10 protein-coding genes are annotated in these 12,812 nt (G+C 67.3%); 2 read left to right on the top strand and 8 right to left on the bottom strand.

From position 1 onward, the window contains the following. Positions 1-92: 92 nt before the first annotated feature. The 7 genes from CEG14_RS18485 to CEG14_RS18455 all read right to left on the bottom strand — a co-directional run bounded on the left by CEG14_RS18485 (position 93) and on the right by CEG14_RS18455 (position 7,969). Positions 93-1,157: a histone deacetylase family protein gene (locus tag CEG14_RS18485; RefSeq protein ID WP_094827873.1), complete on the bottom strand. Its 1,065-nt coding sequence runs from the start codon at positions 1,155-1,157 to the stop codon at positions 93-95. Positions 1,158-1,177: 20 nt separating this feature from the next. Then, positions 1,178-1,468: a cupin domain-containing protein gene (locus CEG14_RS18480; protein WP_094827872.1), complete on the bottom strand. Its 291-nt coding sequence runs from the start codon at positions 1,466-1,468 to the stop codon at positions 1,178-1,180. Positions 1,469-1,496: 28 nt separating this feature from the next. After that, a complete protein-coding gene (gabT, locus tag CEG14_RS18475) occupies positions 1,497-2,762 on the bottom strand; it encodes a 4-aminobutyrate--2-oxoglutarate transaminase (RefSeq protein ID WP_094827871.1) in 1,266 nt (421 codons plus the stop codon). 24 nt (positions 2,763-2,786) lie between these two features. Then, positions 2,787-4,415: an ABC transporter ATP-binding protein gene (locus CEG14_RS18470; RefSeq protein WP_094827870.1), complete on the bottom strand. Its 1,629-nt coding sequence runs from the start codon at positions 4,413-4,415 to the stop codon at positions 2,787-2,789. Between the two features lie 9 nt (positions 4,416-4,424). After that, entirely contained in the window at positions 4,425-5,264 is an 840-nt protein-coding gene (locus CEG14_RS18465) for an ABC transporter permease (protein WP_094827869.1), read from the bottom strand. Further along, complete coding sequence (locus CEG14_RS18460) at positions 5,261-6,268, bottom strand: ABC transporter permease (protein WP_094827868.1); 1,008 nt, start codon at positions 6,266-6,268, stop codon at positions 5,261-5,263. The genes CEG14_RS18465 and CEG14_RS18460 overlap by 4 nt, the downstream gene beginning before the upstream one ends. 126 nt (positions 6,269-6,394) lie before the next feature. Beyond that, a complete protein-coding gene (locus tag CEG14_RS18455) occupies positions 6,395-7,969 on the bottom strand; it encodes an ABC transporter substrate-binding protein (RefSeq protein WP_094827867.1) in 1,575 nt (524 codons plus the stop codon). A gap of 473 nt (positions 7,970-8,442) precedes the next feature. Between CEG14_RS18455 and pdxR the strand changes: the two genes are divergently transcribed. Both pdxR and CEG14_RS18445 read left to right on the top strand, forming a co-directional pair. After that, entirely contained in the window at positions 8,443-9,996 is a 1,554-nt protein-coding gene (pdxR, locus tag CEG14_RS18450; RefSeq protein WP_094827866.1) for a MocR-like pyridoxine biosynthesis transcription factor PdxR, read from the top strand. Positions 9,997-10,074: 78 nt separating this feature from the next. Beyond that, positions 10,075-11,142, top strand: coding sequence for a tartrate dehydrogenase (locus CEG14_RS18445; protein WP_094827865.1), 1,068 nt, complete (start codon positions 10,075-10,077; stop codon positions 11,140-11,142). Between the two features lie 77 nt (positions 11,143-11,219). Here CEG14_RS18445 and CEG14_RS18440 read toward each other — a convergent pair whose 3' ends face one another. Further along, positions 11,220-12,812 (bottom strand): DHA2 family efflux MFS transporter permease subunit, encoded by a 1,593-nt coding sequence (locus tag CEG14_RS18440; RefSeq protein ID WP_094827864.1) that lies wholly within the window; start codon positions 12,810-12,812, stop codon positions 11,220-11,222.

Genomic DNA, 12,812 nt, shown 5'->3' with positions numbered 1-12,812 from the left:
CCGCCGGTGCGCCCCGGACTGGCGCGCCCCGGGGGTACGTATGCGGGAGCGGCCGGCGCCGGCCCGCGAGGGGGTGGACGGCATCATGGCGTTCAGGCCGGCACCGCCGCCATGCCCTGCATGAAGGCGTCGAGCGCCTGGCCGATGCTGGCGACCTGGTAACCGCCTTCCTGCACCACCACCGTCGGCAGCCCCAGGCTGTTGATGCGCTCGCCGATGTGGCGGTAGGCATCGAGGTCCAGGCGCAGCACGCTGATCGGATCGTCCTTGTAGGTGTCGAAGCCCAGCGCCAGCACCAGCGCCTGCGGCCGGTAGTCGCGCAGCGCGATCAGCGCGCTGTCCAGCGTGTCGAGAAACACGCCGTTGTCGGCGCCGTGCGGCAGCGGGAAGTTGAGGTTGTAGCCGTGGCCGCTGCCGTAGCCGCGCTCATGCGCGTAGCCGGTATAGAAGGGGTAGTACCCGGTCGGGTCGGCGTGCAGCGACAGCGTCATCACATCCGAGCGCTGGTAGAAGATGTTCTGCGTGCCGTCGCCATGGTGCGCGTCCACGTCGAGCACGGCCACGCGGTCGAAGGTCTGGGCCAGCCGGTGCGCGGCGGTGGCGCTGCTGTTCAGGTAGCAGAAGCCGCCCGCGCGGTCGCGGTGCGCGTGATGCCCGGAGGGCCGGCACAGCGCGTAGGCCAGGCCGTCGTGCTGCAGCACCCAGTCGGCGGCCGCGGTGGCGCAATGGGTCGAGCGCAGCGCCGAACGCCAGGTGTGCGGGCCGATCGGGCACGACAGGTCGCTCAGGTAGTAGCCGGTCTCGGCCACGATGGAGGTCGAGGGGCAGGGGCCGCGCGCGGCATGCTCGACGCGCCCGTTGTAGTAGGGCGAGAGATTGGGCAGCACCTCGATGCCCGGCTCCAGGCCGCTGCCGCGCAGCGCCTGCCAGCGGGTATAGGCGTGTTCGAGGTAATCCAGGTATTCGTTGCTGTGCACGCCCTCGAGCGGCTCGCGGCCGTAGTCGGTGGGGTTCTCCACGCTGATGCCGCGCGACTGCAGCAGCGCGCGCAGCGTCTCGGCGCGCGCCGGCAGGTCGGTCGGGGCGCACAGGCGGCCCAGTCGCATGAATTGCTGCGGTTCGTGCAGCAGTTGCTCTTCGGAAAAAAACGCCTTCATGGTTGTCCTCGCGAGGTGTCTCAGCCGTGCTTCAGTTCGATCTCGACGAAGACGAATTCGGTCTCGTTGGGATTGATCACGTTGTGTTCCACGCCCACCGGCCGGGTGTACGAGATGCCGGTCTTGAGCGCGCTGCGGATTTCGCCGTCGGGCGTGTCCAGCAGCAGCTCGCCGGTGGTGATGGGCACCACCACGTAGTGCATGCCGTGCCTGTGCCAGCCGGTCTCGCCGCCCGGCGGAAAGCGCCATTCGGTGACTTTCACGTGCTCGTTGTCGATCTGCACGGTGGGGATGGCGCTGGGCCGATTCATCGATGTCTCCTTTGAAGCTTATGAGGGGTCAACCGCGCAGTGCCTGGCCCAGGATGTCGAAGGCCTCGTCCATGAGGGCATCCGTGATGGTGAGCGGGAACAAAAAGCGGATGACGTTGCCGTCGGTGCCGCAGGTCAGCAGCAGCAGGCCTTTCTCCAGCGCGCGCGCCTGCACGCGCCGGGTGAATTCGGGGCTGGGCGCGTCGCTGCCCGGCTGGCGGAACTCCACCGCCACCATCGCGCCCAGCGCGCGCACCTCGGCGATCTCGGGCACCTCGTGGCGCAGCTCGTCGAGATAGTGGCGCAGGCGTTCGCCCAGGCGATTGCCGCGCGCGAGCAGGTCTTCCTGCTCGATCACCTTGATGACTTCCAGGGCCGACGCCACGGCCAGCGGGTTGCCGGCATAGGTGCCGCCCAGACCGCCGGGCGGGGGCGCGTCCATGATCTCGGCGCGGCCGCACACGGCCGACAGCGGCATGCCGCCGGCCAGGCTCTTGGCCATGGCCGTGAGGTCGGGCGCCACGCCGAAGTGTTCCATCGCGAACAGCTTGCCGGTACGCCCGAAGCCGGTCTGCACCTCGTCGGCGATCAGCAGGATGCCGTGGTCGTCGCAGAGCGCGCGCAGCGCCAGCATGAAATCCGGCGGGCAGATATTGAAGCCGCCTTCGCCCTGCACCGGTTCGATGATGATGGCGGCCACGCTGCGCGGATCCACGTCGGTCTTGAAGAGCGACTTCAGGCCGGCCAGCGCATCGTCGGTGCTGACGCCGTGCAGCGCGTTGGGGTAGGGCGCGTGGTAGATCTCGCAGGGGAAGGGGCCGAACCCGACCTTGTAGGGCACCACCTTGCCGGTGAGCGCCATGCCCAGCAGCGTGCGGCCATGGAAGGCGGAGGAAAACGCGATCACGCCCGGCCGGCCGGTGGCCGCGCGGGCGATCTTCACGGCGTTTTCCACGGCCTCGGCGCCCGTGGTGAAGAGCGCGGTCTTCTTGGCGAAATCGCCCGGTACGCGCCGGTTGATCTCCTCGGCCAGCTCGATGTAGCTGGCATAGGGCACGATCTGGTAGGCGGTGTGGGTGAAGCGCCGGATCTGGGCCTCGATGGCGTCGATCAGGCGCGGGTGGCGATGGCCGGTGTTGAGCACCGCGATGCCGCTGGCGAAATCGATGTAGCGGCGGCCCTCGATGTCCCACAGCTCGGCGTTTTCGGCGCGATCGGCGTAGAAGTTGCACATCACGCCCACGCCTCGCGGCGTGGCGGCGTCCTTGCGTTCGGTCAGGTCAGCGTTCTTCATGGCGGAATCTCTCGGCGCGCGGCATCAGGTCTCGGCCTGGGTCGGGTCCCAGTGCTGGCCCGGCACCGCGGCGATCAGTTGTTGCGTGTAGGGGTTCTGCGGACGGTCGAAGATCTGCGCCGGCGAGCCCTGCTCGACGACCTTGCCCCGGTGCATCACCAGCACCGAGTTGCAGATCTGCGCCGCCACGCGCAGGTCATGGGTGATGAAGATCAGCGCGATACGCAGCTTCTGCTGCAGTTCGTGCAGCAGCTGCAGCACCTGGGCCTGCACCGAGACGTCGAGCGCCGACACCGACTCGTCGGCCACCAGCACCTGCGGTTCGAGCGCGAGCGCGCGGGCGATGCCGATGCGCTGGCGCTGGCCGCCGGAAAACTGGTTGGGATAGCGGTCGAAGGCGGACGGATCCAGGCCCACCAGCGTGAGCAGCTCGCGCGCACGCGCCTCGGCCTGGGCGCGCGGCGTGCCGTTGGCCACCGGGCCGTCACTGATGATGCGCCCGACGGTCTGGCGCGGGTTGAGCGAGGCGAAGGGATCCTGGAAGATCATCTGGATGTCCTTGCGCACCGGGCGGAACTGCGCCTCGCTGAGCTGCGCCACGTCGCGGCCGTTGAACATCAGCTGGCCGCCATCGATGCCGATCAGCTTCAGCAGGCACTTGCCGATGGTGGACTTGCCCGAGCCCGATTCGCCCACGATGCCGAGCGTCTCGCCGCGGCGCACGCCGAAGCTCACGCCGTCCACCGCGTGCACCACGCGCTTCTTGCCGAACCAGCCCGAGCCGGTGACGTAGGTCTTCTTCAGGTCGCGCACCTCCAGCACCGGCGCCTCGCGCGTGTCGAGCGTCTTCTCCTCGGCGCGGCGGTGCGGCACGGCGGCGATCAGGCGGCGCGTGTAGGGATGTTGCGGCCGGTTGAGCACCTGTTCGGCGGGGCCCTGTTCGACCAGCAGGCCCTTTTCCATCACCGCGACCCGGTGCGCGATCTCCGCCACCACGCCGAAGTCATGGGTGACGAACATCACGCCCATGCCCTTTTCCTTCTGGATGCGGGCGATCAGCGCCAGGATCTGGGCCTGCGTGGTCACGTCCAGTGCGGTGGTGGGCTCGTCGGCGATCAGCAGCGCCGGCTCGAGCGCGAGCGCCATCGCGATCATCACGCGCTGGCGCTGGCCGCCCGAGAGCCGGAACGGATAGACGTGATAGAGCGTGGCGGGATCGGGCAGGCCGACGAAGGCCAGCAAGTCCAGCACCCGGCGCTGGCGCGCCTCGCCGGGGTAGGCGTTGTGCACGCGCATGACCTCGGCGATCTGCTCGCCCACCGTCATCAGCGGGTTCAGCGCCGACAGCGGTTCCTGGAAGATCATCGCCATGTCCTTGCCGCGCATGCCGAGCAGCGTGGCTTCGTCCTGGCGCAGCAGGTCCTTGCCCTGGAACAGGATCTGGCCGCCTTGCGGCGTAAGGTAGTCCGGCAGCAGGCCCATGATGGCGTTGGCGCTCATGGACTTGCCCGAGCCGGATTCGCCGACGATGCAGAGGATTTCGCCGGGATGGATGTCGTAGGAGACGTTCTGGACCGCGAACGGCCGGTCGCCGCCCGAAGGCAGGGCGATGGTCAGGTCGCGCACGGAAAGCAGGGGCGAATGTTCGGACATGGCAGGCTCCTATTCGCCGCGCTTGCGCAGTTGCGGGTTGAGGGCGTCGTTCAGGCCCTCGCCGATCAGATTGATGGCCAGCACGGTGAGCAGGATGGCCACGCCCGGCCACACGCTCATCCACCAGGCTTCGCGGATCATCGTGCGCGCCGCGCCGATCATGAAGCCCCAGCTCATCATGTTGCGGTCGCCCAGGCCCAGGAACGACAGCGACGACTCGGTCAGGATGGCGGTGGCCACCATGAACGAGGCCGAGACGATGATGGGCGACATGGCGTTGGGCAGGATCTGCGAGCAGACGATGCGGCCCGGCGTCTGGCCGATCACGATGGCCGCCTGCACGAACTCGCGCTGCTTGAGCGTCATGAACTCGGAGCGCACCAGGCGCGCGGCCGGCGGCCACGAGACCACGGCGATCGCGGTCATGATCGAGGTCACCGAGGGGCCCAGCACCGCCACCAGCACCACGGCCATCGCCAGCTGCGGGATGGTCTGGAAGAACTCGGTAAACCGCATCAGCAGGTCGTCGACCCGGCCGCCGCAGTAGCCGGCCATCGCGCCGATCAGGATGCCGAACAGCAGCGAGGCGCCGGTGGAGATCAGGCCGACCAGCAGCGACACGCGTGCGCCCCACACCAGTCCGGCCGTGATGTCGCGACCGAGCATGTCGGTGCCCAGCGGGTAGGCGGGGTCGGTGAACGGCGCGATCAGCGGCGAGGCCACCATCATCCAGGGCGATTCTTCATACAGCAGCGGCGCGGCGATCGCCATCGCGATCACGGCCAGCACGATGACCAGCCCGGCCACCGCGCCATAGTTGCGCATGTAGCGCTTCATGAATCCTTTCATGCCGAGGCTCCCAGCTGGCCGCCGGCCGCGATGCGCGGGTCGATGAGGCGGTAGATCACGTCGGTGATCAGGTTGAAGGCCACCACCATGATGGACGTGACGAGGAAAATGCCGAGCAGCAATTGATAGTCGCGCTGCAGCAGGGCGTCGAACATCAGGCGGCCGATGCCGGGCCAGGCGAACACGGTTTCGGTGAGCACCGCGCCGCCCGCCATCTGGCCGAGCTGGATGCCGGCGAAGGTGATGACCGGCAGCAGCGCGTTGCGCAGCACGTGGGCGCGGATCACGCGGTTGGCGCTCACGCCCTTGGCGCGCGCCGTCTTGACGAAGTCCATGCCGATCACTTCGAGCATCGAGGCGCGCGTGAGGCGCACGTAGACGGCCATGAAGAAACAGCCCAGCGTCACCGTGGGCAGCACCAGATGCTGCGCGATGTCCCAGGCGCGTGCCAGGCCGGTGAGGTTGGAGCCCACGGTCTCCATGCCGAAGGCGGGCAGCCAGCCCAGCATCACGGAGAACAGCAGGATCCCCATCAGCGACAGCCAGAACAGCGGCGTGGCGTAGAGCAGCAGCGCGCCGGTCATCACGCTGGAATCGATCCAGCGGCGCTTGTTGGCATAGCGGGCCTTGGCCGCCACCACGCCCAGCAGCACGCCCAGCAGGATGGAAAAGAGGAAGGCGCAGCTCATCAGCAGCAGCGTCGCCGGCAGGCGCTCCAGGATCAGGTCGAGCACCGGCACGTGATTGCGGTAGGAGAAGCCCAGGTCGAGCTGGACCACGCCCTTCAGGTAGATCGCGAGCTGGGTCAGCACGGGCTTGTCCAGGCCGAACTGCTCGGTCAGCTGCTTGACGTAGGCGGGATCGCCGGAGCCTGATTGGCCGGCCAGCACTTCGGCCGGCGTGCCGGGCGCCAGCCGGATCAGGAAGAAATTGATGATGACCACGCCCAGCACGACCACCAGGGCCTTGCCCAGGCGCGAGGCGAAAAACGACAGGAATTTCATGATGCTTACTCCAGGCCGGCCCCGTGCGGGCGCCGGCGCAGTGGTGCAGGCCCGCACGCGCGCGTGTCGCGGCACGCGCGCGTGCGGGTCGGGCGGGGCGGACGGCGAAAGCCGCCCGGCGCCTGCTTACTTCTCGATGTAGACGTCGTCGAAGCTCTCGTTCAGGCCGATGGCGGTCTTCACGAGGTTCTTGACCTTGGCGCGGTAGAGCGTGGGGAACTCCATGTCGACCAGGAAGCCGTTGCCGACGTCGGTGACGATCTGCTTCTGCAGCTTGGTGTAGAGCTCCTGGCGCTTGGCCGGATCGATCTCCGAGGCCGCGTCGGTCCACCACTTGTCGGTCTCGGGGTTGCTGTAGCCCTGCACGTTGGCGAAAGGCGAGCCCTTGACGATGTTCGACGAGATGTACAGGCGCTGCACGCCCAGCGCGGGATCACCGTACTGATAGGTGAAGTTGGTGGTCAGGTCGAAGTCCCAGTTGCCGGTGCGGCTGGCCCAGCCGCCCGCGTCGGTCGATTCCAGGTTGACCTTGAAGCCGAGCTGCTCGAGCGCCTGCTTGGTGTACTCGCCCAGGCGGTCCCAGGTCGAGCCGTACGGGAAGCCGAGCTGGCGGATGGTGTAGTCGCCCGGATTGATGCCCGATTCCTTGATCAGCTCGCGCGCCTTCTTCATGTCGAAGTTGTAGGCCGGCATGTTCTTGTCGTAGAACATCTCCGTGGTCACGAACGGGCTGGTCGAGATCTTGCCCAGGCCGAAGAAGATGTTGTCGACCACCAGCTTGCGGTTGAGCGCATGCATCACGGCCTGGCGCACCTTCAGATTGTCGAAGGGCGGCTTGCGCATGTTGAAGATCAGGTAGGCCTGCGGCGAGAACATCTCCCAGCCCTGCGTGGTGTACTGCGTGTTGGGCAGGGCGCGCAGACGCTTGACGTCCACGTTGTCCACGTCGCCGCCGCGCAGCACGTCCACGCTGCCGCGCTCATAGGCGACGGCGCGCGAGGCCGAGTCCGGGATCACGTTGAACACGAGCTCGTCGAGGTAGGGCTTGCCTTCCTTCCAGTAGGCCGGGTTGCGCGCGAGCTTGATGTACTCGCCGCGCTTCCATTCCTTGAACATGAAGGGGCCGGTGCCGATCGGCTTCTGGTTGGCCGGGTTGGTGGCGTAGTCGGTGCCTTCGTAGATGTGCTTGGGCATCATCGGCGCGAAGCCCGGCTCGAACATCAGCATGAAGGCCGGGAACGGCGTCTTCAGCGAAATCTTCACCGTGTTGTCGTCGACCTTCTCGACCTTGTCGATGAACTTGGTCAGGATCACGCGGGCACGGGCGTGGGTCTTGGGCAGCAGCTCGCCCAGCGAGAACACCACGTCGTCGGCGCTGAACGGCTTGCCGTCGTGCCACTTCACGTTTTCCTGCAGGTGGAAGGTGTAGCTCAGGCCGTCGGCCGAGGCTTCCCACGACTTCGCCAGGCCGGGTTGCGGCTTGAGGTCGAACGAATAGGTCAGCAGGCTTTCGTAGATCTTGCCCGCGACGAACTGCGTCGGTCCCTGCTGGTTGAGCGCGGGGATCAGGATGGGCGGCTCGGGCTGCACGATCATGCTGAGCGTGCCGCCTTTGGTCTGGGCCCAGGCGTTGCCCGCGGGCAGCGCGGCGGCCAGCGCCAGCGCGCCAACGGAGAGTTTCAGGAATTGCTTGAGTTTCACTGCGGGCCTCCCGGCTTTGATTGAGAAGGGATGGTTTGCGTTGCCCCGTTGCAAAAGCAAAAGGGGTGCCATCCTGTTTCTCGGTTGACGGCAATGTGGAGCGACTGCATGGGTGCTGCATTTCGGTGCAGCGGATGCCGCGGCGCAGGGCATCGGCATCGTGTTGGTGCGTATCAGCGCGTCGGGTTTTCCGGTCGTCGCGGGTCGGCACCGCGCGTGCGCAGGCCGATGCGCGCACGCGCGGCGCACGCATCCACGCGCCGCGGTGCGCGGCGCTCGACAGGAAAATGGGCAGGTCGGCCCGGACGGAACATGGGCGCGCAGCGCGCCGCATGCAGCGTGTGTGGATTGTCCGGTTGCAAGTGTTTTCCCCTATGCAATCTATGGACTACTTTTATTGATTTCGGATTGCAGCGTACCGAATCTTTGGTACTCTCGATAGGTCCAAATCGTTTTTCGTTCTTGGTGCCACTTTGAAAGAGTTGATTCTGTCCGAGTGTTTGCTCCAGCGCCTTGAACGGCGCGGCTCCACGCCCCTCTCGCGTCAGATCTACGACATTCTCCGAGAGCTCATCCTGGCGGGCGACCTGCCCGCCGGCACCAAACTCCCCGCAACGCGCGCGCTGTCCACCGACACAGGGTTATCCCGCAATACGGTGCTGCACGCCTACGATCAGTTGCTGGCCGAGGGTTATCTCGTATCCGCATTTGGAAGTGGCACCTTCGTTTCCGACACCGTGCCCGCCACGCAGGAGCCACTGGCCGAAGCCAGTGCCGAGGGCGGGCAAACCCCGATGCAAAACTTCGCGCTGTCGCGCCGCGGCACCAAGCTGATCCGCGAGGCCTCCGCCTCCGACCGGCAGTGGGGCGCGTTCGTGTCGGGCGTGCCCGATGTCTCGCTGTTTCCGCGCGCGGTCTGGAACCGCCTGTCGAGCCGGCGCTGGCGCCAGCAGACCCCGGAGCTGCTCACCTACGCGCACGGCGCGGGCTACATGCCGCTGCGCCAGGCCCTGGCCGAACACCTGCGGCTGTCGCGCTCGGTCAAGTGCGAGGCCGATCAGGTCATTCTCACCACCGGCATCCATCAATCGATCAGCCTGTTGTCGCGGCTGTTGGGCGACAACGGCAACACCGCCTGGATGGAGAATCCCGGCTACTGGGGCGCGCGCTCCACGCTGGCCGCCTGCGGCATCACGCCGATCCCGGTGTCGGTCGACGAAGAGGGCATGGCGCCCAGCCCCGAGCAGCTGCGCGAGCCGCCGCGCTTCATCTTCGTCACCCCCTCGCATCAATATCCGCTCGGCATGGTGATGAGTCTGGCTCGGCGCCGCATGTTGCTCGAGTACGCGCACAAGCGCGGCGCGTGGATCGTCGAAGACGACTACGACAGCGAGTTCCGTTTCGATGGCCGGCCGATCGCGTCGCTGCAGGGGCTGGACCAGCACGACCGCGTGCTCTACCTCGGCACCTTCTCCAAGACGCTGTTTCCGGGCATCCGGCTGGGCTACATGGTCTTGCCGCGCCGGCTGGCGCCGCACTTCGCCACCGGCCTGTCGGAGCTCTATCGCGAGGGCCGCCTGATGGACCAGGCCGTGCTGGCCGATTTCATCGAAGGCGGCCACTACGCCAGCCACATCCGCCGCATGAAGCAGCGCTATGCCGCGCGCCAGGCGCTGCTGCGCGAGGCCATCACCGCGCACTTCGGCGCCGACTGGCCGATCTCCACGCACGAGGCGGGGCTGCACCTGGTGATGCACCTGCCCGACGGCACCGACGATCTCGGCATTTCGATCGCGGCCCGCACGCTGGGCCTGTACGCGCGGCCGCTGTCGCGCTACTACGCCACCGAGCGCGAGGCCCGACCCGGGCTGCTGCTGGGCTACGCCTGCGTGCCCGACGAGGAAATCAAGCCGGCCTTCGAGCGCCTGGTGCAGGTCATCACGCCGGCGCTCGAGCACATGGAGCGCTCGCAGCGCCGTCCCACGTATTCCGACCGCCTCAATGCCGAGGCCTGGAGCGGCGCCTGATCCGCCTTTGCGCGGGCGCCGCGATGTGCCTATGATGCGTGGTCAGATTCTTCATACCCCACAAAACGGAGAGTTCGGGTGGCAGCAAAGAAACACAAGATCGCCGTGATCCCTGGAGACGGGATCGGCAAGGAAGTCGTGCCCGAGGGCCTGCGCGTGCTCGAGGCCGCGGCCCGGCGTTTCGACATCGGGTTCCAGTTCGATCACTTCGACTGGAGCTGCGATCACTACGCCAAGCACGGCAAGATGATGCCCGACGACTGGGCCGCGCAGATCGGCGGCCATGAGGCGATCTTCTTCGGCGCCATCGGCTGGCCGGCCGCCGTGCCCGACCACGTGGCGCTGTGGGAGTCGCTGTTCAAGTTCCGCCGCGAGTTCGACCAGTACATCAACCTGCGGCCGGTGCGCCTGATGCCCGGCGTGCCGTCGCCGCTGGCCAATCGCAAGCCGGGCGACATCGATTTCTTCATCGTGCGCGAGAATACCGAAGGCGAGTATTCCAACAGCGGTGGCCGGCTGTTCGCCAACACCGAACGCGAAGTGGTGATCCAGGAAAGCGTGTTCACCCGCATCGGCGCCGAGCGCGTGCTGAAGTTCGCCTTCGAGCTGGCGCGCAAGCGCGGCAAGCACCTCACCGCCGCCACCAAGTCCAACGGCATCTCGATCTCGATGCCGTGGTGGGACGAGCGCGTGGCCGAGATGGGCGAGAAGTACCCCGACGTGCGCTGGGACAAGTACCACATCGACATCCTGTGCGCGCACTTCGTGCAGCACCCCGACTGGTTCGACGTGGTGGTGGCCTCCAACCTGTTCGGCGACATCCTGTCCGACCTCGGTCCGGCCTGCACCGGCACCATCGGCATCGCGCCCTCGGCCAACCTGAACCCCGAGCGCAAGTTCCCGTCGCTGTTCGAGCCGGTGCATGGCTCGGCGCCCGACATCTACGGCAAGAACATCGCCAACCCGATCGGCCAGATCTGGAGCGGCGCGCTGATGCTGGATTTCCTCGGCTACGAAGCGGCTTCCAAGGCCGTCGTGAGCGCGATCGAGCAGGTGCTGGCCGATGGCCCGCGCACGGCCGACATGCAGGGCAAGGCCAGCACCACCGAGGTGGGCGAGGCCATCGCCCGCATCGTGGCGGGCTGAACGCCGCCGCGCAAGGTCGTTGTCTGCGCAACGAAAAACGCCAGCCCGAGGGCTGGCGTTTTTCATGGGCGGGCGGGTCAGTGCGCGCCGGCGGCGGCCTCGGCGGCACCGCCGCCACTGGCCTTGGCCGAGCGCGGCCGGGCGAACCAGACCGTGCCGATCAGCAGGATGAAGATGATGGCCGAGGCATAGAACACGTCGGTGGCCGACATGGTGGCCGCCTGCGTGTTGATCAGGCCGTCGATCACGGTGAGCGACTGCTCGTGCGACAGGCCCGCGCCGTTCTGCAGCGTGCTGGAGATCTGGTCGAACGCCTGCTGGCCGGGCCGGGCGATCTCGGTGAGCTGGGCGTGGTGCAGCGTGGTGCGGTTTTCCCACAGCGTGGTCGAGATCGAGGTGCCGAACGCGCCGGCCGTGAGGCGGGCGAAGTTCGACAGGCCCGAGGCGGCCGGGATGCGCCACGGCTCCAGGCCCGACAGCGTGATCGAGGTCAGCGGCACGAAGAAAGCCGCCATCGCCGCGCCCTGGATGATGGTGGGGATCATCAGCGTGCGCACGTCGGTCTGGGTGTTGAAGCCCGAGCGCATGAAGCAGACCAGCGCGAAGATCATGAAGGCCACGGTCACGAGCTGGCGCGGATCGCGGGTGGCGAGCATCTTGCCCACGATGGGCGTGAGCAGGATGGCCAGCAGGCCGACCGGCGCGGTCACCAGCCCGGCGTAGGTGGCGGTGTAGCCCATGGTGCTCTGCAGCCAGAGCGGCAGCAGCACCACGTTGCCGAAGAACACGCCATAGGCCACGGCCAGCGACAGCGCGCCCACGGTGAAGTTGCGTTCCTTGAAGAGCCGCAGGTCCACCACCGGGTGGGCGTCGGTGAGCTCCCAGATCAGGAAGATCACGAACGCCACGAAGGCCACCGCGGCCAGGCCGATGATGACCGGGCTGGCGAACCAGTCGAGCTCCTTGCCCTTGTCGAGCATGATCTGCAGCGCGCCGACCCACACCACCAGCAGCACCAGCCCGACCTTGTCGATCGGCAGCTTGCGCGTGACCGATTCGCGGTCGCGGTAGATGCGCCAGCTGATCCAGGCCGCCAGCAGGCCCACCGGCACGTTGATGTAGAAGATCCAGGGCCAGGTGTAGTTGTCGGAGATCCAGCCGCCCAGCAGCGGCCCGGCCACCGGCGCCACCAGCGTGGTCATCGACCAGACCGCCAGGGCCATGCCGGCCTTCTCCTTCGGAAAGCTCGACAGCATCAGCGCCTGCGACAGCGGGATCATCGGGCCGGCCACCGCGCCCTGCAGCACGCGAAAGCCGATCAGCGCCTCCAGCGTGGGCGAGAAGCCGCACAGCCACGAGGCCACCACGAACAGCAGCGTGGAGATCAGGAACAGGCGCACCTGGCCGAAGCGCTGCGTCAGCCAGCCCGTGAGCGGCACGGTGATGGCGTTGGCCACCGCGAACGAGGTGATGACCCAGGTCCCCTGGCTCGAGCTCACGCCCAGGTCGCCCGAGATCGTCGGGATGGACACGTTCGCGATCGAGGTGTCCAGCACGTTCATGAACACCGCCGTCGACAGCGCGATCGAGCCGATGATGCGCGTCGCGCCCGACAGCGGCGGGTAGGCGCCGCCGGTGGGGGCGGCAGGGGACCGGGGTTGATCGCTCAT

This window comes from Bordetella genomosp. 1, from assembly GCF_002261335.1.
Classification (GTDB): Bacteria; Pseudomonadota; Gammaproteobacteria; order Burkholderiales; family Burkholderiaceae_B; genus Bordetella.
This window is presented reverse-complemented; position numbering and strand designations above follow the sequence as displayed.